At 62.3% G+C, this 19,524-nt stretch carries 17 protein-coding genes and 2 riboswitches; of the genes, 10 read left to right on the top strand and 7 right to left on the bottom strand.

Annotation, left to right across the window (positions count from 1 at the left end; translation table 11 throughout):
- Nucleotides 1-65 precede the first annotated feature (65 nt).
- The 10 genes from HAV21_RS10130 (at nucleotide 66) to HAV21_RS10085 (ending at nucleotide 13,442) form a co-directional block, all read left to right on the top strand.
- Nucleotides 66-761: a metal-dependent transcriptional regulator gene (locus HAV21_RS10130; RefSeq protein ID WP_142940086.1), complete on the top strand. Its 696-nt coding sequence runs from the start codon at nucleotides 66-68 to the stop codon at nucleotides 759-761.
- 181 nt (nucleotides 762-942) lie between these two features.
- Nucleotides 943-1,184: riboswitch (cyclic di-AMP (ydaO/yuaA leader) on the top strand.
- A gap of 4 nt (nucleotides 1,185-1,188) precedes the next feature.
- The gene (locus HAV21_RS10125; protein ID WP_166841596.1) at nucleotides 1,189-2,025 is read left to right on the top strand and encodes a M23 family metallopeptidase; all 837 of its coding nucleotides are present in this window, start codon (nucleotides 1,189-1,191) and stop codon (nucleotides 2,023-2,025) included.
- Between the two features lie 138 nt (nucleotides 2,026-2,163).
- Nucleotides 2,164-2,332: riboswitch (cyclic di-AMP (ydaO/yuaA leader) on the top strand.
- A gap of 4 nt (nucleotides 2,333-2,336) precedes the next feature.
- On the top strand, nucleotides 2,337-3,080 hold the full coding sequence (locus HAV21_RS10120) for a C40 family peptidase (protein ID WP_238703480.1): 744 nt from the start codon (nucleotides 2,337-2,339) through the stop codon (nucleotides 3,078-3,080).
- A 98-nt stretch (nucleotides 3,081-3,178) separates the two neighbouring features.
- Entirely contained in the window at nucleotides 3,179-3,976 is a 798-nt protein-coding gene (locus tag HAV21_RS10115) for an NlpC/P60 family protein (RefSeq protein ID WP_166841595.1), read from the top strand.
- A gap of 216 nt (nucleotides 3,977-4,192) precedes the next feature.
- Complete coding sequence (locus tag HAV21_RS10110; protein WP_166841594.1) at nucleotides 4,193-4,693, top strand: HNH endonuclease; 501 nt, start codon at nucleotides 4,193-4,195, stop codon at nucleotides 4,691-4,693.
- Between the two features lie 42 nt (nucleotides 4,694-4,735).
- Entirely contained in the window at nucleotides 4,736-5,659 is a 924-nt protein-coding gene (locus HAV21_RS10105; protein WP_166841593.1) for a DUF6457 domain-containing protein, read from the top strand.
- Nucleotides 5,656-7,014: a molybdopterin molybdotransferase MoeA gene (locus HAV21_RS10100; RefSeq protein ID WP_166841592.1), complete on the top strand. Its 1,359-nt coding sequence runs from the start codon at nucleotides 5,656-5,658 to the stop codon at nucleotides 7,012-7,014. Before HAV21_RS10105 ends, HAV21_RS10100 begins: the two co-directional genes overlap by 4 nt.
- Before the next feature lie 51 nt (nucleotides 7,015-7,065).
- Entirely contained in the window at nucleotides 7,066-9,372 is a 2,307-nt protein-coding gene (locus HAV21_RS10095) for an FdhF/YdeP family oxidoreductase (RefSeq protein ID WP_208096537.1), read from the top strand.
- Nucleotide 9,373: 1 nt separating this feature from the next.
- On the top strand, nucleotides 9,374-10,285 hold the full coding sequence (gene fdhD, locus HAV21_RS10090; protein ID WP_166841591.1) for a formate dehydrogenase accessory sulfurtransferase FdhD: 912 nt from the start codon (nucleotides 9,374-9,376) through the stop codon (nucleotides 10,283-10,285).
- Nucleotides 10,286-10,412: 127 nt separating this feature from the next.
- The gene (locus HAV21_RS10085; RefSeq protein ID WP_166841590.1) at nucleotides 10,413-13,442 is read left to right on the top strand and encodes a glycoside hydrolase family 38 C-terminal domain-containing protein; all 3,030 of its coding nucleotides are present in this window, start codon (nucleotides 10,413-10,415) and stop codon (nucleotides 13,440-13,442) included.
- 31 nt (nucleotides 13,443-13,473) lie between these two features.
- Here HAV21_RS10085 and HAV21_RS10080 read toward each other — a convergent pair whose 3' ends face one another.
- The 7 genes from HAV21_RS10080 to HAV21_RS10050 form a co-directional block, all read right to left on the bottom strand.
- On the bottom strand, nucleotides 13,474-14,481 hold the full coding sequence (locus HAV21_RS10080) for a hypothetical protein (RefSeq protein ID WP_166841589.1): 1,008 nt from the start codon (nucleotides 14,479-14,481) through the stop codon (nucleotides 13,474-13,476).
- Between the two features lie 2 nt (nucleotides 14,482-14,483).
- Nucleotides 14,484-15,395 (bottom strand): hypothetical protein, encoded by a 912-nt coding sequence (locus HAV21_RS10075; protein ID WP_166841588.1) that lies wholly within the window; start codon nucleotides 15,393-15,395, stop codon nucleotides 14,484-14,486.
- A gap of 51 nt (nucleotides 15,396-15,446) precedes the next feature.
- Nucleotides 15,447-16,253, bottom strand: coding sequence for an amino acid ABC transporter ATP-binding protein (locus HAV21_RS10070; protein ID WP_142940075.1), 807 nt, complete (start codon nucleotides 16,251-16,253; stop codon nucleotides 15,447-15,449).
- Nucleotides 16,240-16,899 (bottom strand): amino acid ABC transporter permease, encoded by a 660-nt coding sequence (locus HAV21_RS10065; protein ID WP_166841587.1) that lies wholly within the window; start codon nucleotides 16,897-16,899, stop codon nucleotides 16,240-16,242. The genes HAV21_RS10070 and HAV21_RS10065 overlap by 14 nt, the downstream gene beginning before the upstream one ends.
- A complete protein-coding gene (locus HAV21_RS10060) occupies nucleotides 16,900-17,715 on the bottom strand; it encodes an amino acid ABC transporter substrate-binding protein (RefSeq protein WP_166841586.1) in 816 nt (271 codons plus the stop codon).
- A gap of 228 nt (nucleotides 17,716-17,943) precedes the next feature.
- Nucleotides 17,944-18,651, bottom strand: a complete 708-nt coding sequence (locus tag HAV21_RS10055; RefSeq protein ID WP_166841585.1) for a hypothetical protein — start codon at nucleotides 18,649-18,651, stop codon at nucleotides 17,944-17,946.
- Nucleotides 18,648-19,370: a hypothetical protein gene (locus HAV21_RS10050; protein WP_166841584.1), complete on the bottom strand. Its 723-nt coding sequence runs from the start codon at nucleotides 19,368-19,370 to the stop codon at nucleotides 18,648-18,650. Before HAV21_RS10050 ends, HAV21_RS10055 begins: the two co-directional genes overlap by 4 nt.
- Between the last annotated feature and the right edge of the window lie 154 nt (nucleotides 19,371-19,524).

Raw genomic sequence — 19,524 nt, 5'->3', positions numbered from 1 at the left:
CCTTGCCAGGGACGCGGTACGGTGGAGATTACGCAAGGAACTGCGTTCGAGGAGAGCTGAGCTGGATGACGGATCTGATCGATACCACTGAGATGTATCTTCGGACCATTTTGGAGCTTGAAGAAGAAAACATTGTGGCCCTGCGGGCCCGCATCGCCGAGCGCCTGCGGCACTCCGGCCCCACTGTTTCCCAGACCATCGGACGCATGGAGCGCGATGGCCTGGTGATTGTGTCCAACGACCGCCACCTGGAACTGACGGAAGCGGGCCGGAAGCGCGCCACCGAAGTCATGCGCAAGCACCGCCTCGCGGAGCGCCTGCTGGCCGACGTCATTGGGCTCGATTGGGCCTACGTCCATGATGAAGCGTGCCGCTGGGAGCACGTCATGAGCGAGCGTGTGGAGCGTCGGCTCTACGAGCTCTTGGAACACCCCACGGAGTCTCCCTACGGCAACCCCATCCCCGGACTTGAAGCGCTTGGCGGCCTTGCCAGCCAGCCCTTCCCTCGGCTGGATGTCAACCTGCTCCAGGCAATGGACGGATATGCCGCCGCTACCCGCGTGGTGGTCAGCCGCCTCGCGGAGCCCATCCAGGTTGAGCCGGAGCTCCTGACCCAATTGGACGAAGGCGGAATCCGTCCCGGCGCAAGTGTCTCGCTGGAGCGCGTCGGCGAGTACATCTCCGTCCGTGTTCCGGGCATCGAAGGCGCTTTGGAGCTGCCGCCCGAGGTGGCTGCGCACGTCTTCGTATCCCTCAACTGAGTGTCGCCGGCAGCGCCGTGTCAAACCTCACTTCTGTCACTTTTTAGCGCGCGTGACCTGCGGTTTTCCGAAAAAGATGATAAAGGCCTTCCGCGCTGAGTGCGTTCCTGTTGATAACGAATTTATTACCGAAGGCCTTAATCCCCTATAGTTATTTACTAGCGCTGATACCAAAGCGTTACCTGATCCGGAGCCGAGCTCTGCCAGCGGACCAGGTGTGTCACCCACCACTGGCAGAGGCGGGGGAACCACAAGCGGCTGTCTAAAGAAGCAGCCTTGGGGTGAAGTCCGCAGCAGAAGTGCCCACGTATACAAGTCCCTCTTGGGATACCTGTGTGCCGTGAGCGCCTCGCGCGGACCGGGTCTTTGTACTCTCTGACCCGAATCCGACAGCTAACTTCGCAGGCTTTTGAGAGAGGAACAGAGTTTGACATCGCAGAACGTCAGGGGTCGCCGCCGCGCGTCCGGCCCCGCTGCTGAGCTGCGGCCAGCCACCGTCGTCACGGAGATCCGGCCCCGCGCCACCGAGCGTCAAGTGCGCCGCCGTAAGAGCCCCCTGCGCCAGGTTGCCGACTTCGCCGCTGCCAGCGGCGTCGGGCAGAAGGCCGGTGTTGCGCTTGCCGCCACCGGGCTTGCCCTGACTGTCGGCCTGCCGGCCACCAGCCCGGTCATGGCCACCTCGGAATCGGGCCAGACCGAGTCCGCCCTCGCCGTCGCAGCCCCCGCGGGCAGCCAGCCCGAGGTTTCCGCGGCAGCGTCGGCAAAGATCGACTTCAGCCGAGCCGCAGTCGCCACTGCCGCTGACCCCGATGGGAAGTTGAAGCAACTGCTCAGCGCCCAGTCGGCCGGAAGCATCCAGCGCGCGTCATCCGTTGGCACCATGGCCAGCCCCCTTGACACACTTACCACGGCATCGCCCTTCGGCTACCGTGTCAGCCCCCTCACGGGCGGCGCCGGCGACTTCCACCGGGGCCAGGACTTCGTTGCCCAGTGCGGCACCGCTGTCCACGCAGCAGCAACCGGCAAGGTCACTTTCGCCGGATGGCACGAATATGGCGGAGGCAACCGTGTGGTTATCGACCACGGCAACGGCCTCGAGACCACGTACAACCACCTGTCGTCCTTCACCGTCCAGGTGGGACAAACCGTCAACCGTGGCGATACCGTCGCGCTGAGCGGCACCACGGGCGCTTCAACCGGCTGCCACCTCCACTTCGAGGTTCAGGTCAACGGTGAAGTAGTAGACCCCATGGGCTGGCTCTAACCAATCTGATGGTCGCCTCTCGCATGTGCGGGACATCCCGTGACCTGAATGTGACATTTGCGTTCAACTGTTGTAGCGTACAGAGCGCATCGGCTTTTTAGGGGGCCGGTGCACTTGAGTGGATTGCCTAGCTCTGCCACCTCTCAAGGTCCGTTCGCATAAATCGTCTGGCAGGGGCGGGGGAACCACTTCTGGTCTTCGTGAGAAGGCCTTGGGGTTAAGTCGCAAAACTTCCTTGGAAGCGGCGCGGCCGGATGACTCCCATCCGAATCCGACAGCTCACCTCGCAGGCATTGGGAGAGGCTACCTACGTGTCATCACGCACTACCCCTGCGCGCCATCGCGCCCAAACGGTTCGCACGAACCCGTTGAACACGCTTTCCAAGGCTGTATCCACCAACGCCGGAACCATGAGCCGTCAGGCCATCGTTCTGGCCGCAGCCTCAGGCCTCGTCCTCACCGTCGGATTGCCCGCACAGGCAGCCGACGCCGATGTTTCCAAGACTGAAGCCTCCAGCACCCAGCAGCTGGTTGTAACGGCAGTGGTTACCGCAGAGCCAACAGCCACCGTTTCCTTCGAGAGCCCCACCGTGGCCACCAAGGAAGCCCCCAAGGTAGTCCAGCGCGCAGCGCAGGTTACCGAACGAGCAACGGCCACCACGGACGAAGCCCCTGAAGCCGTGACGGCTAAGTCCTCCGAGGCCAAGGACCCGGCTGCCAGCGCAGCTGCTTCCGGCCTTGCTGCTATTGCCTACACCGGCATCGGCTCCCCGTACGTTTGGGGCGGAACAACACCTAACGGCTGGGACTGCTCCGGCTTCACCCAGTGGGTCTACGCCCAGGCAGGCATCAGCATCCCCCGCGTGAACGCCTGGACGGCTATGACGCCCACCAGCACTCCTTCTCCCGGCGACCTCGTCATGCAGAACGGCGGAGCCCATGTGGGCATCTACGTCGGCAATGGCATGATGATCAGCGCTTTGAACCCCGGCCAGGGAACGCTGCTGCACTCCGTAGCGTCCACCGGCACCTCCTCGTTCTACACCCTCCGCTAGAAACAATCCGGCTCGGGGTGGGCCGGCATGCCCGCAATGCCGGTCCTACCCGCTACCCGTGTGCACCCAACGGCGCTCGGATACGAAAAGAGAAAATCATGACCAGTGCAAACAAGCTTGCACGGCACCGCGCTGAGGCCCCCAAGACCAGCTCGCTTGCCGTCATTGCCAAGGCTGTCAGCTCCAACGCCGGTGGCGTTGGCCGCCAGGCAGCAGTGATCGCCGCAGCTTCAGGCCTGGTCCTGACCAGCGGCATCGCGGCCAACGCAGCCGAGACCAACGTTGATCGTGAGTCGACCTCCACGTCCACATTGGACGTCCAGTCCGTAGTGCAGGCCACCATCGCGGCCGACTCCACTGTGGCTATCTCTTACGAGCGTCCCGTGGTCACCACCGTGGAAGCTCCGGCTCCCGTTGTGGTGGAAGAAGCGCCGGCCAAGGTTGAAGCAAAGGTTGAAGCCACGGAAGCACCTGCGGTTGCCGCCAAGGCCGCTCCTGCAGCCAACGCCACCGTGGCCGTCAGCAACTCAACCCCCGCTCCAGCAGCTCCGGCGGCTTCCAGCGGACTCGGCGCAGCCATCGCTGCAGCTGCTTACGCCCAGCTCGGCGTCACCCAGGACTGCACCATGCTGGTGACCAACTCCCTTGCGGCCGTGGGAATCAACTTCCACGACTGGCCTGCAGGTTACCTCTCCTTGGGCCGCACGGTCAGTGCAGCAGAAGCCCAGCCGGGCGACCTCGCCTACTATGCAAACGGTGGTTTGGCCGGACAGGCGCACATCGCTGTATACGTGGGCAACGGTCAGGCAGTTCACGGTGGATGGAACGGATCCACCACGGCACTGTTCAGCGTCAACGTCGGTTCCGGCCCGGTTTTCATCCGCGTCAACGGCTGATTCACTTTCTTCAGAACACCCCGCAGGCTCCGGCCGGCGGGGTGTTCTGCTTTAACCGCGCATGAACTCTTGCCGACACTGTGAGCGAAACGACAGAAAAATTCGTTGATACGGCATATAAGTGCTTACCCTTATGTTGTCGATCCACAGCCCGTACATGCAGAGGGCAGCCGGCCCTCGTGCCCCTGACGGGTGCGGCCGTGAAGAGGTACGTGCATGCGCACACTCGTTCTGAATGCTGGATATGAACCGCTGGCGGTAATAACATTCCGCCGGGCGCTGGTCCTTGTGCTCACTGGGAAAGCTAGCGTAGTGGCCGAAGGCGACGAGCCTGTCGTCGGGCCACAGGAAATTCTTGGACGCCCGTCCGTGATTCTCCTTAACCGCTACATCCGTCCCAAGTACAACAAGGTCACCGCCGTGAGCCGCCGCGGGGTGCTTCGCCGCGACGGTCACCGGTGCGCCTATTGCGGCAAAACAGCCCACACCATAGACCACGTCCACCCCAAATCCAGGGGCGGCGCGGATTCCTGGGAAAACCTGGTTGCGGCGTGCTTGAAATGCAACAACGCCAAAAGCGACCACACACTGGCTGAAATGGGTTGGAAGCTCCGTTTCAAACCCGGGGTGCCCCATGGAACCATGTGGCAGATCAAAGAACTCGAGAAACCTGCGCCGGACTGGGACCCGTTCCTTTTGCCGGAATCCGCTGCCTGATCGATTTCTGCTGACCTCCGGCCGCCCGGGTAGTCTGGGCGGATGGAGTTCAACGCCGTGATTTTGGCGGGTGGCAGGGCCACCCGCCTCGGCGGCGTGCCCAAGCCATGGTTGAAGTACGACGGCGACGCCCTCCTTTCGCTCGCACTTCAGGCTGCCCGGGGTGCTTCGGCGGTTGTTGTGGTGGGGCCGGATGAGCCCGGCTCAGGCGGCGGCGAGCCAGGAACCGCCGGGCATCTACCGGACGCTGTTCTGCGGACACGCGAAGAACCTGTATTCGCAGGGCCGGCAGCTGCCATCGCGGCCGGCTTGAGCGCGCTGAAGAATGGCGGTAGGAGCACTCCATGGACGCTGGTGCTTGCCTGCGATATGCCGCATGCATCCCGCGGTGTTGAGCTCCTTTGGGCAGCTCTTGAGTCCAGTCCCGGAATGGAAGGAGCCATGGCCGTCTCTGCCGACGGCCGGAAGCAGCCACTTCTGGGGGCCTACAGTACAGAGGCCCTGGAAAGGGAAGTGGCCGTAGCTTCGGGAGGTTCCGGGTTAACGAACTCATCAGTGTTCCGCCTGCTTGCTAGGCTGAACGTGCTGGACGTAGAAGTCCCCGCTGGGTCCACCGATGACGTGGATACATGGGAGGACGCTGCGGCCTTGGGCATTGACTACGAGTTGGAGGCGGACGTGAAGAGCCAGGAAGAGACGCTCGAGGAATGGTGCCGGACACTGCTTCAGGCATTCGAGCTTGAGGGCGTGGAAGTGGACATCAACGAGGTCCTCGCGGTGGCTGGAGTAGCAGCACATTCCGTGGTGCGCCCCGCCGCACCCCTGACCACGTTTATTGCAGGTTACGCGGCCGGAATGGCCCGCGGAATCGGCCAAGCCAGCGATGACGCGTCCATGAACGCTGCCTTGGAACTGGCCCGCAAAATTGCCCGTGAGTACTCGGAGTCCGGGACCGGCCCGGAATGACGGAGGCCCCCAACGAGGGCCATCACGCGGCGCACACATGGCATGAGGCCCGGCAGCGTGCGTTCGACGTCGCCACACCCATTCCGTCGGGCCCCGTGCCGCTCAGCTCAGCGCTCGGGCGCACCCTGGCTTCGGATGCCCTGGCTGTGCAGGACATGCCCCATTATGCGTCTTCCGCCATGGATGGATGGGCCGTTAACGGCAGCGGTCCGTGGATCCTCAGCGAACCGGGGCAGAGGCTTGCGCCGCACCAGGCCAGTCCCATAGTTACGGGCGGGCTTATTCCGCCCGGTGCCAAGGCAGTACTGCGCAGTGAAAGCGGCGTGATAACTACTGACGAGGATGGCCTGCCGGTTCTTGCGCTGGGAGGCAGCGCCAAACCGGGGGAGCCCCGCAACGGCCAACATATCCGAAAGGCTGCGGAAGAGGCCGCTGAGGGTGACGTTCTGCTCAAAGCCGGTACGGTGCTGAATCCGGCCCACATTGCCTTGGCAGCGCTTGCGGGCCTGGACCATCTTGTGGTGCTCGGAAAACCCTTGGTCCGTTTCCTCCTGACGGGCTCGGAAGTAGTGGCTCACGGTGTTCCCTTGCCCGGCCAGGTCAGGGACACCTTCGGTCCGCAGCTGGGCGCCGTGGTGGAGCTTTTGGGCGGCATTGCCGGGGAGCAGCTCAGGGTGGGTGACAGCTATGAGGAGTGGATCGACGCACTCCAGGACACCGAGCCAACGCTGGACGAGCCGGGACCCGGGGACCACTTCGGTGAAGCGGAACCTCCTGCCGACGTCGTTATTACCACGGGCGGCACGGGACGCTCTGGAACGGACCACCTACGCAAAGCCGTAGCTGAACTTGGCGGGAATTTGCTGATTGATGGGATCGCCATGCGTCCCGGACATCCGGCGGTGTTGGCAGAGTTGCCCGATGGTCGGTTTGTGGTGGGCCTGCCTGGAAATCCGCTGGCGGCCATGATGGCTTTGTTCACCGTGGGTGGACCGCTGCTGGCGGCCTTGGGCCATGGCCGTTTGGAGGAGGTGGGCGAGGTTCCCTGTGGCACCACCCTTGATGCCGAGCCCGGCCGCACCCGCCTGATGCCGTTCAAGCTGGTGTATGGGTTGGCGTCGCCAGCCAATCATGCAGGCCCTGGAATGATGCGTGGCCTGGCCGGCGCCGACGGGGTCATGGTGGTGCCGCCGCATGGTGTCCAGCTGGGCGAAGCGGTGCCCGCCTTCGCCGTACCCTGGGGAAAAGCGCTTCCCGTGCCGAAGGCGCCGGAAGAGAAGAGCCGCAAAGCCGTGCCTCGGCAACAAAGGAAGGCTCCTTCCGGCCCCGTGGACTGGAGTGCGTTGGACACCTGAGGCGCGTCATGAAGGGGTTTGGCTCTGCTGACAAAGTGCAATGATGGACACATGAACAGGCATGCTCCCGAACAGGACATCAATGAAGATGACCTGCAGATCCACCCGCCCAAACAAGCCGCGGCAGGCCTCAAAGCTGTCACAGTTGCCCTCGAACGAGGTTATGCCCAGGCCGGCGTGGGCCGCACGGTCCGTTCCATGCTCAGGGTCAACCAGCATGACGGGTTCGATTGTCCGGGCTGTGCGTGGCCGGAATCAATCACGGGCAAACGCAGTCCCGCAGAGTTTTGCGAAAACGGTGCCAAGGCGATCGCCGAAGAGAGCACCACCAGGACAGTCGGTGCCGAATTCTGGGCCAGGCATTCCCTGGCAGAACTTGAAGACAAAACAGAGTACTGGCTGGGGAGCCAGGGAAGATTGTCCGAGCCTGTGGTCATCAAACCGGGTGACACCCACTATTCGGCCATCACATGGGCCGACGCCTTTGCCTTGATCGGCGAACACATCAACGCCACAACCCCGGATAAGTGCGTGTTCTACACCTCCGGCAGGACGGCCAACGAGACCGCGTTCATGTACCAGCTGTTTGCCCGAAGCCTCGGAACCAACAACCTCCCCGACTGCTCCAACATGTGCCATGAGTCATCCGGTAGTGCCCTCAACCCCACCATCGGGATCGGAAAAGGCACTGTGTCGTTGGAGGACATCCACCACGCGGAGCTGGTCCTGGTAGTGGGCCAAAACCCCGGAACCAACCATCCGCGCATGCTCTCCGCCCTCCGCGACTGCAAGAACAACGGCGGCAAAATCATTGCGGTCAACCCGCTTCCCGAAGCCGGCCTCCTGAACTTCAAGGACCCCCAGTCCCTCAACGGAATGATTGGCGGTGGGACCACCATTGCCGATGAGTTCCTGCAGATCAAGGTCGGCGGCGACCTCGCCCTCTTCCAGGCGCTCGGCCACCTGCTCCTGGAGGAAGAGAAACGGAACCCGGGGACCGTCGTCGACCATTCCTTCATAGCCGGGCAGACCGAAGGTTTCGCCGCCTACCAGGAAGCCCGTTCGGTTCTGGACTGGGACGAAACGGAGCGGGCAACAGGGCTGAGCCGGGAGGAGATTACCAAGGCGGCTTCGATGTTGGCGGCCTCGAAGGCAACCATCATCTGCTGGGCCCTTGGTTTGACCCAGCAGCCGCACTCGGTGGATACACTCCGGGAGATCATTAACCTCCTTCTGCTCCAGGGCAACTTCGGCAAACGTGGAGCCGGTGCCTGCCCCGTGCGGGGCCACTCGAACGTCCAAGGCGACCGCACCATGGGCATCTGGGAGAAACCCAAGGAATCCTTCCTTGCCGCGCTGGATGCCGAATTCGGCTTCCACATGCCCCGGGATCATGGCTATGACTCCGTGGAAACCCAGCACGCCCTGGAAAAGGGCGAGGTGGACGTTTTCGTCTCCATGGGCGGAAACTTCGCAGCCGCGGGTTCGGACACGGCTGCCTTGGAGCAAGGCTTGAAGAAAGCCGGACTGACGGTCCACATTTCCACCAAGCCCAACCGCGCCCACGTGGTGCACGGCAAAACGTCCCTGATCCTGCCCACGCTGGGCCGGACGGATACAGACGACAAGCACCCCAAGGGCAAACAATTCCTCTCCGTGGAGGACTCCATGTCCGTCATCCACAAAACACAGGGGCGGCTGGAGCCCGTGTCCGAGCACCTGCTGAGCGAACCGGTGATCGTGGCACGCATGGCGCAAGCAACGCTGGGGGACAACCATAGTGTGGACTGGCGTGCCATGGCCGAGGACTACGACGTCATCCGGGACCACATCTCACGCGTCATCCCCGGCTTTGAGGACTTCAACGCCCGGGTTCGAACCAAGAATGGCTTCGTCCTACCCAACCCGCCGCGCGATACCCGCACCTTCGCCACGGACATCGGCAAAGGACGTTTCTCCGTGCGGCCCCTGGAGTACCTTGAAGCGCCGGCGGGCCACCTGATTCTCCAGACGGTTCGCAGCCACGATCAATACAACACCACCTTCTACGGTTTGGATGACCGCTACCGGGGCGTCTCGGAGGGGCGTCGTGTAATCCTGGTCCACCCGGATGACCTGTTGGAACTTGGCTTCGAGGACAGGGACCTGGTGGACGTCATCTCCACCTTCGCGGGAACTGAACGGCGTGCCAACAAGTTCCGGCTGATCGGGTACCCCACGGCCAAGGGCTGTGCCGCAGCGTATTTCCCGGAGGCCAACGCCCTGGTGCATCGCGAACTGGTGGCACGGGAATCCAACACCCCCGGGTACAAAGCCATGACCGTGCGCTTTATCCAGCATGAGGAGAACGGATCCTGATATGGGACGTGTAACCCAGCGCCGCAAGGTGCACAAATTTGTCCTGGACGGCTCGCCCCAGGCATTGGAGCATCCCGTCCGGTTCAAGGAAGACGTCCTGGCCGTTGAGGAGCCGCTGGAGATCCGCTTGGGCGAGATGTCCTTTTCCGTGACCATGCGAACCCCCGGAGACGACTTCGATCTCGTCGCGGGGTTCCTGGTGTCCGAAGGGATCATCTGGGAGCCCGGACAGTTGATCTCGGAGCGCTTCTGCTCCGGGGAGGACGAAAACGGTGTGCAGACCTTCAACGTGGTGGATGCCCAGCTCAGACCGGACGTGGAACGGCCCGACACCGGCCGCAATGTGTACACCTCCAGCTCGTGCGGAATCTGCGGTACGGATTCCATCGAGGCCGTCCGCAAGTCTTCGCACCACAGCCCGCGCGAGGATAATGTGACGGTCCCGGTCCGGGCCTTGGCTGCCCTCCCGGACCGCCTCCGCGAGGCACAGGCTGTTTTTGATAAGACCGGTGGCGTTCACGCCGCGGGACTTTTCAGGATCCACGACGACGGCACCACCGAGTTGCTGTGCCTCCGCGAGGACGTAGGCAGGCACAACGCCGTGGACAAGGTGGTGGGCTGGGCTTTGCGCGCCGGTATGCTCCCGCTGAAAGGGACGGTGCTTCAGGTGTCCGGCAGGGCTTCGTTCGAACTCGTCCAAAAAGCTGCCATGGCCGGTATCCCTGTGCTGGCCGCCGTGAGCGCACCGTCCAGCCTCGCGGCGGAACTGGCGGAGGAAACGGGAATCACGCTGGCCGGCTTCAGCCGTGGGCTCAGCCTCAATGTGTACGCCGGACGGGACAGAGTGGTTGCCGAAGCCCCGGATGCGGACCCGTTGTCCGTTGGTGATAGCCCACAGTCACTTGGCTATTAAGCTGGAACAAAGTAGATTTTATCCATCGATTGGAAGCGTGGCGATGCCACATTCGCCGTCCGCACCCAGCACTACCGGGTCGCGGTAACCAAGCTAACTACCCAGCGAACGCCCAAAGGGGAACTCATTGCACGACGACCGCCGGATCACTGAACAGCGTCTCGATCGATTTGTTCGGGAACGCATTCTTCCGGCCATTTATGGCAGGGCGATCCCGCTTCAGCTGAGCAGCTGGGATGCGCCTGGCGAGCCAGTGCCGGCCGCCGAGGCGCTGCGCCAGGTCTATGCACCGCAGGAACCTGGCGTTGCATGGGGTAAGGCGTGGAGCACCAAATGGCTGCGCCTGCAGGGTGAGGTACCGCAGGACTGGGGCATGGCTGAGTCCACAACGGTGGAGATCATTGTTGATCTTGGATTCAACAGCGATGTCCCCGGGTTCCAGTGTGAAGGCACGGCGTGGCGCGCTGATGGAAGCATCATCAAAGCAATTTCGCCACGGAATTACCATGTGCCGCTCAAGCTCCTGGGTGGAGGTCAATCCGTGGATTTCTACGTGGAGGCCGCAGCCAATCCAGACGTCGCCCAGGGTTGGTCGTTCGCCCCCACCCTGCTGGGGGATAAAGCCACCTCCGGTGATGAGCCCCGGTACCGGTTTGGCCGCATCGCCATCGCTGAACTGAACGAAACCGTGTGGGAACTCAACCAGGACGTCTGGACGCTCAGCGGTCTGATGCACGAACTTCCCATGGAAATGCCGCGTCGCCATGAGATCCTGCGCGCCCTTGAACGCATGATGGACGTCATGGACCCGGACGACGTCGCCGGAACCGCCGCCGCAGGCCGTGCTGAGCTGGCCGAGGTCCTTAGCCGTCCCGCATATGCCTCGGCCCATGAACTGTTGGCTACCGGCCACGCGCACATCGACTCCGCCTGGCTGTGGCCCGTCCGCGAAACCATCCGTAAGTGTGCCCGCACTTTCTCCAACGTGGTGGCGTTGATGGATGAGGACCCCGACTTCGTGTTCTCTTGTTCTTCGGCCCAGCAAATGGCGTGGATGAAGGAGTTCTTCCCAGAGCTCTTTGTGCGCATCAGGGAAAAGGTAAAAGGCGGCCAGTTCGTTCCAGTCGGTGGCATGTGGGTGGAATCGGATACCAACATGCCAGGCGGCGAGGCCATGGCCCGCCAGTTCGTGGAAGGGAAGAGCTTCTTCCTCAACGAGTTCGACGTCGAGTGCCAGGAAGCCTGGCTGCCCGATTCCTTCGGTTACTCCGGCGCCATCCCGCAGATCGTCAAGGAAGCCGGCTCGCGGTGGTTCCTCACCCAGAAGATTTCCTGGAACAAAGTCAACAGGATGCCTCACCACACCTTTGCCTGGGAAGGCATCGACGGCACCCGGCTGTTTACCCACTTCCCGCCGGTGGATACGTACAACGCTGAGCTGCACGGACGCGAACTGGCCCACGCGGAGCGCAATTACCGTGATCACGGCCGCGGAACCATGTCACTGGTGCCGTTCGGCTATGGCGACGGCGGTGGTGGACCTACGCGCGAGATGGTCGCCGCTGCGCATCGTACGGCGGATTTGGAAGGCTCCCCGAAGGTCCGGATGGGCGCAGCCCGGGACTTCTTCATCCGAGCTGAGGCCGAGTACACCAATCTGCCGGTTTGGGTGGGTGAAATGTACCTGGAGATGCACCGTGGAACGTACACCAGCCAGGCAAAGACCAAGCTTGGCAACCGTCGGAGCGAACATCTCCTTCGCGAAGCGGAGCTCTGGTGCGCCACGGCCGCCGTCCGCCTGGGCGGGGCCTACGCCTATCCCGCCGACGAACTCAAGCGACTCTGGCGGCTGGTCCTCCTCCAGCAATTTCACGACATCCTGCCCGGCAGCTCCATCGCCTGGGTCCACCAGGACGCTGAACGGAACTATGAAGCCATAGCCCGGGACCTTGAGGGCATCATCAGCCACGCCGCCCAGGCCTTGGTGGGGGAGGGTGATCAGCAGTTCCTGCTGAACGCCGCTCCGCATCAGCGCAACGGCGTCCCGGCACTGGGGGCGGCCGAGGCCACGGCACCGGAGTCCGGCGTCCAGGTGGAGGAGCTCGACGACGCCTACGTCCTGGACAACGGCATCATCCGGGCCGTCCTGAACCGTGACGGACTCCTGACATCGCTGGTGGACCACGCGAGCGGGAGGGACGCCATCGCCCCCGGGCACACCGGTAACCTGCTGGAGCTGTTCCGCGATACCCCGAACGAGTGGGATGCCTGGGACATCGAGGAGTTCTACCGCCGAAACGTCACCCCGTTGACCCACGCGGATGCGATCGACGTTGAGCGTTCGGCGGAGCCCGTCGTCGTGGTGGTCAAACGCACGGTGGGTGCCTCCACCATCACGCAACGCCTGACTCTCGACGCCGGTGCGGCGTCGCTGGGTATCAGCACCACGGTGGACTGGCAGGAACGCGAAAAGATGCTCAAAATCGCGTTCCCGCTGGACGTCAGGGCGGACCGTTCAGCGTCGGAGACCCAATTCGGCCATGTCTTCCGCCCGACGCACACCAACACTTCCTGGGAAGCTGCCAAGTTCGAGATCTGCGCCCACCGCTGGATCCACGTCGCCGAGCCCGGCTACGGCGTTGCAGTGAGCAACTCCTCCAGCTACGGGCACGACGTCACCCGGGCGGTCCGTCCCGATGGCGGAACCACGACGACGGTCCGCACCTCGCTGTTGCGTTCGGCGCGTTTCCCGGACCCGGAAGCAGATCGGGGCGAACACACGCTCGAGTTGTCCATCAGGCCCGGTGCTGCGATCGCTGATGCCGTGGAAGAGGGCTACCGCACCAACCTGAAGCCGAGGTTCGTCACAGGCGGACAATCGGTGGAACCCCTGCTTTCAGTGTCCAACCCTGCCATTGTGGTGGAAGCGGTGAAGCTGGCCGAGGATGGCTCGGGTGACGTTATTGTCCGGCTCTATGAATCGTTGGGGGAGCGTTCAACGGGAACCTTGAGGGCCAACTTTGAGAGCTCGGATGCGATGGCCACAGACCTGCTGGAGCGCACCACCGAAACCTCCGGCGTGACCGTGGAGGAGGGCCCCGTGGTCAAACTGGTACTCCGGCCCTTCCAGCTGGTTACGATCAGGCTCGTTCGCTGAGGTGGCTGGCGGAGTTACCGCGTTTGTTGGGTTACTCCGCCAGCTCCGCGTCGAGGGCATCGTTGAGCACTTGCACCCGGATGGGGATCACGGCGTCGTGGTGTTTGATCTGGTCTGCGACGTCTTTTGTGAACACATTTTCAACCAAGGTGGGCATGTCCCTCACGCCGTTGACGTAGCGCTTGGCTGCAAAGTCGAACTCCGACCTGTTGTTTTTTATCCGGGTGTTGAGGGCTTTGAGTTCGTCGGCAATCGTAGCGTATTCCGCGTCGGGGGCATTCCGGGCGGTGGCGTCATCGATCTTCTTGACGTACTCGTCCTTGAGCCGGACAAATTCGTTGTAGTTTTCCTCGGACTTTGCCGTTGTTTCAGCATGTGTTTCCAACTGGGCAATCTGGTTGTCCAGTGTGCGGGCAAACTCTACGTAGGACACGTTCTTCGATTGTTTGAGTTGGTTTACGGCTTCGCGGCACTGGACTGCTGCCTGTGCCAGGAGTGTTTGGCGTTCCCGGAGGTTGGCTGCTTTGGAGCCCACAAAGAGTCCGCTGCACCCGGCGTCCTGCCTGAAGAGGCCTTCGAACAGAGGGTAGGACTCCACCAGTCCTTCCATGGAGTCGAGGTAGGCCTGGTAGGAATCGCCCAGCATAGCTACTGCGCCGGAGACCGTTTTGTCTTCTGCGCCGGCGGTGTCGCTGGTCTGCACTTCGTTCAAGGCCGTGCGGGCGGAGTTGATGGCCTGCTGGAAGTCGTCCCGTTCCTTGGCGGAGCCTTTCTCAGCTTCCTCACGTGACGCGGGGGCATTGCGGGCCTTCTTGTACGCGGCCAGGTAGGTGTTCACGGCGGGCTGGATCTTGCCTCTGGCCTCATCGAGTGCCGTCAGGCGCTCATCCTTGAGGAGGACCAGGCTTTCCCTGCGCTGCTGAGCGGTCATGGTGCTCACGGAAATCACCACAGCCGAGGCAATCAAGGCCAGCACGACGGCGAGGGTGAGGGCAATCAGGACCGGGTGGCGCTTCTTGCGAACAGGCTCAATGGTCATGGCTATTTCCCCTCACCGGACGCGGCATCGAATTGCTCAAGGCTCTTCTTAAGGACGCCTTCCAATTCGGTGTTTGAGCTGTTGGCATTTTCAATGATTTTTGTGTATTTGTCTTTGCTGGCAGTTTCATAAGTTGCCTGCGCCTTGCCGAATGCCTCATTGATATCCAATAGTGCAACGGCGGCAACGGTGCTCTTGGCGAGGCGCTCCAAGGGGTCCTTGCTGTTGAGCACTTCCTGTTGCTTGTCCCGCTGTCCACGGATGACGGACTCCACCTCCGTGAGCAGGGTAGTAGTCTCGGCGTCGGCGCCGTCCTTGGCTGTGCCAAGGGCTGCCAGGCACTCATCTGCACTCTTGACGTAGTCCTCGGAGTAGGACTCGCTGGCCACGTTCAGCGATGAATGCAGGGCCGCGCAGGGACCGCCTACAGACCGGTAAATGTTGGCGGTGTTGATCAGCAATTGATCGTTGTACGCGATCACCGCAGTGTACTGATCCTTGAAGCGGTTGAAGGATTCGGCGACTTTTTGATCCTTCAGGGCTGGCGATTCTGACATTTGCTCCAGCCGGTCACGGTTTGCCGCGGACTCGCGTACTATTCGTTCACGGTCCAGGCTAAGGACTTTCTCCTCTTCAGGCTGTCCTGCTTTTTCGGAGATGGCGTTCGAGTACCGTCCGGAGAACTGTTGGACGAGGGGATCGTACAGATTCATGGAGTTGTCCACAATGACGCGGTGCTTGTCCAAACGGAGCACGTCTGCGCGGTCTGTTCCGGCCGGACGGGAAAGGGCAAACCACGTGCCAATCCCGACGGCCACCAACGCCGCGACGAGGAGAACAGCAATGATTGCCGTGCGTTTGGAGCTACCCCTGCCGGGCGCGCTGGCTGTCTCTTCCAAGGATTTATCCCCCATATTTGCGAACTGCTTGGATCCTGCGAAACCTGACAAATCCTGGCTAACAACCTAGACGTCGTGCTGGAGCCGCTTCACGAAGAGCTTGGTCCGCTCCTGCCGCGGTTCCCGCAACACCTCAGCTGCCGGCCCGCGTTCCACCACGACGCCGCCGTCCATGAAAATTACCTCATCCGCCACATGCTGGGCAAAGGCCAACTCATGGGTAACGATCACCATGGTCCAGCCCTCTTCGGCGAGTTCTTTGATGACGCCCAGCACGTCCCCCACGAGCTCGGGGTCCAGCGCCGAGGTGGGCTCATCGAAGAGGAGCAGCTGGGGCTTGAGGGCCAACGCCCGGACGATCCCCACGCGCTGCTGCTGGCCGCCGGAGAGTTCAAAGGGGTAGGCGTCGCGTTTATCGGCCAGGCCAACGCGCTCCAGAAGGCGTTCGGCGTCGGCAATGGCCTCAGCGCGCGGCCGTTTTTGTACCTGGACGGGGCCTTCAATGATGTTCTTCAGCACGGTCATGTGAGGGAACAGGTTGTAATGCTGGAAGACCATGGCACTGCGGTCCCGGAGGGCAGCCACCTCTTTCTTCCCGACCTTGGCGCCGAAGTCTATGGCGAGCTCTGCTGAGGCATCGCCGCTTCCAAAGGTGACCGTTCCGGCGTCGGGAATTTCCAAGCCGTTGAGGGAACGCAGGACCGTGGTCTTGCCCGAGCCCGATGGCCCGATCAATGCCACCACCTGACCGCGCCGGATGTCGATGTCGATGTCTCGCAAAACGACGTTGCTTCCGAAGGCCTTGGCCAGGCTCCGCGCCTTCAGGACTGAGGCGACGGGCGGCTGCTGTAGGGATTCGTTAGTGGGCGACATAGCGGTCCAATCTCTTTTCCACCGCGGATTGGGCCGTGGAAAGGACCAGGCAAATGACCCAGTAAACCAGGGCAGCCTGGAGGTAAAGGGCCATGAACTCCTGGCTGAACGCAGCGATTTGCTGGGCGTTGCGGAACAGTTCGGTGACCAGGATGAGTGAGGCGAGGGAGGTGTCCTTCACCAGTGAAATGAAGGTGTTGGACAACGGTGGAACGGACACCCGTGCCGCTTGGGGAAGGATGATCCGCACCAGTGCCTGCGGCCGGGACATGCCGATGGTGTGGCCGGCTTCCCATTGGCCCTTAGGCACGGACAGGATGGCCGCACGGATGATCTCCGCGGCGTACCCGCCCACATTCAGTGAGAAGGCGATGATGGCGCTGGGCCAGGGGTCAAGCTTCACTCCGATGCTGGGGAGCCCGTAGAAGATCACAAAGAGTTGCACCAGCAACGGGGTGCCGCGGATGACCGAGACGTAGAAACGGCCGATGCCCGACAGGACAATGTTGGGGCTCAACCGAAGCAGGGCAACCACCAGCGCGAGGACGAGGCCGATGGCGAAGGAGGCCAACGTGAGGGGAATGGTCCCCGTGACCGCGCCGGTAATCAGCGGACCGAAGGAACTCCAGATGAGGTCCCAGTTCATCTATTTGGTGACGTCCGCGCCGAAGTACTTCTCCGAGATCTTAGCCAGCGTGCCATCAGCCTGGAGATCGGCCAGTGCCTTGTCCACAGCTGCAGTGAGCTCCGTGGAGCCCTTGCGGAACACCATGGCGCTCTCGGTCTTCTCCGGGGCCTCTGCCGCCACCTTCAGGCCGGAGTCGGGCGTGTTCTTGGCGTAGTCCAAGTAGGTGAGCTTGTCGTTCACAGTGGCATCCACGCGTCCCTGCTGCACCAGCGTGGCGGACTGTGCCCAGCCTTCCACTGCCTGGACGTTGGCACCGGCTTCAACGGCCATTTTGTAGAAGTTGCTGGTCAGTGACTGCGCGGTGGTCTTGCCCTTGAGGTCCGCAAAGCTGCTGATGCTGTTGTTGTCCGACTTCGTGACCACAACACCGGTGGAGATGGTGTACGGGGTGGAGAAATCGTACTTGGCCTTGCGTTCGTCATTGATGGAGATCTGGTTGGCGATGGTGTCAAAGCGCTTTGACTCCAAACCTGCAAAGATGCCGTCAAACTGGGTCTCCTGGAAGGTGGCCTTCACCCCGAGTTTCCCGGCCACCGCCTGGGCGATCTCCACATCAAAACCTGTGAGCTCGCCTGCGCCGTCAGCGTGGAAGCTGAAGGGACGGTACGTACCTTCGGTGGCGATGACGAGTTCGCCCTTGGATTTGACGTCGGAAAGGGAGGTATCGCCACCGGACTGGGCGGGCGCGGACCCTCCGCCGCACGCGGAAAGTGCAAGGGCGGCCGCGGCCACGGTTGCTGCGAGGACAGAGCGGCGGGTACGAAGGCTGTTCATGGAGCCATCTTAGTCACCGCCCGGGGCGGGGGTGGCGGCGGCGTGCAAAAGCGCGTTAAAAAGGCTGAGTGGGGGCGGTCCCCAACAGCCCGCCACCACTCATCCCCCCAATTGTGATCACGTGGGCGCCACATCCACCGGAAACCCGTTCTCTGATTCCGGTGTCAGGCTGCAAGCCGCGTTCACACATTCATGATTGTGCCACGATCTAATGGTTTTGTGAAAGTCTTACGCCGAAAGTCGCGTCTTCCGGCGGGCGAATGCCTTGGAGACCCAAATACCGGCAAGCCCAATGGCCGTGAAAGTGGCCGCTGAGTAGTTGATAAGAACCCGCAACCACGCCTCGGAGAACGGTATCAGCGGGAACAGCTGGGACAGCAGGAGAAGCGACAGGCCGAGCAGCAGCACCGCCGAGGCGATCCGCAGCAGGACTGGGGCCGTGCTGACTACGGTGCGCCAGATGGCGGGGACCAGGCAGGCGGCAACAAAGCCGGGGTAGAGACGTCCCATGAAGGCGTAAGCCTCCAATGAGGGCCCCCAGCGCAGGGCGCTCATACCGGCCGATGATCCCGCTGTATCCGTGATGAGGAAGAAGTAGATGGTCAAAACACCTATAAGGATGGCGGCGGTGATGCCGAGGGGTCCTCGGATCGCTTTCACGGCAGCGGGTGAGCCGAAAGCCGTGGCGATCTTGATGCCCATGAAGTAGAAGGTTCCGTACAGCAGGAAACGGAGGACAAGATTGCAGATGTTCATCCCGCCCAACCACCCGTCAACGACCAGGTAGGGGGCCTCGATGCTGATGAAGATGCTCAAAGAGATCAGTGCAAAAATGTAGAAAACCTCGCGGTTTTCACCCCGTAACGCGCTGGGAACCCGGGCCAGGGTTATCGCCAGGCACACCACCAGCGTGACCCAGGGCAGGACAGCCGTCATCCGAGGTTCTCCCAAATTCGTTCAGTTCGTTCCTGGTCTTGTTCCTGCCGGCGCAGTGTTTTGCCGAGCGCCAAAAGACGTTCGCCGGCCAACGTCACCAGTCTGCCCTGTGACAACTTATCCAGCGCTTCCTGCCGGGAATTGGGCGGCCATCCTGCTTCGGCCTCCGTAATCAGCCCACCAGCCACCAGCCCGCCCGCAGGTCCCACCCCGGCGGCGCGTGAGGTGGCGATCGCCAATTCGGGCGGGAGCCTGTTGGCGGTCAGGTGGGCGGAGAAGTTCTGCGGCGCAATCCCAGTGGTGTCGCTGACCCGGTGCCGCAACTCGCCGTCGTCGATCGCGTCCACCCAGTTCCGCACGGAGGTGGGGTGGGGTGGTTCCGAGAGGCGCGGGGCGGGGGCGGAGCCGGGTTCGCTGCGGTCAACTACTGCTCGCAGCAGGTCGATAGTGGCCACCTGGCTGACGAGCTCGCAGGGCGTGGGGGGAATGGGATCGCCCCGAAGATCGGCGTAAAGGTCAAAAGTGGACAGGGCCTGTACCGGATTGATGTTGAAGCCGCGGCTGATACTCACCAAGGTGGATTCGGCAACCTTGCCGCGGACCAGCTGTTGGGCCAACGTTGTCCGCTTGATGCCCGCGATCCTGCAGACGTCAGCGGTGCTGGCATCGGGTGCAACACCATGAAGCCAGCGCTGGAACGCCTTGGACTGTAAGGGCATGGAGAACTTTCCTGGATGGGCCGCGAAGGCAAAGACACGATGAGACCTAAGTGGGAGTACGAAACGATTTTACGCCGACGCCACATTGAATTATGCTTGATGATTGAACCCGCTGGTCCGTACACCCCCCAAGTCCGGACCAGCGGGTTTTTCC

The organism is Paenarthrobacter sp. MSM-2-10-13, from assembly GCF_011605365.1.
Taxonomy (GTDB): Bacteria; Actinomycetota; Actinomycetes; order Actinomycetales; family Micrococcaceae; genus Arthrobacter.
The sequence above is the reverse complement of the archived record's forward strand: the minus strand, read 5'-3'. Positions and strand labels throughout refer to the sequence as shown.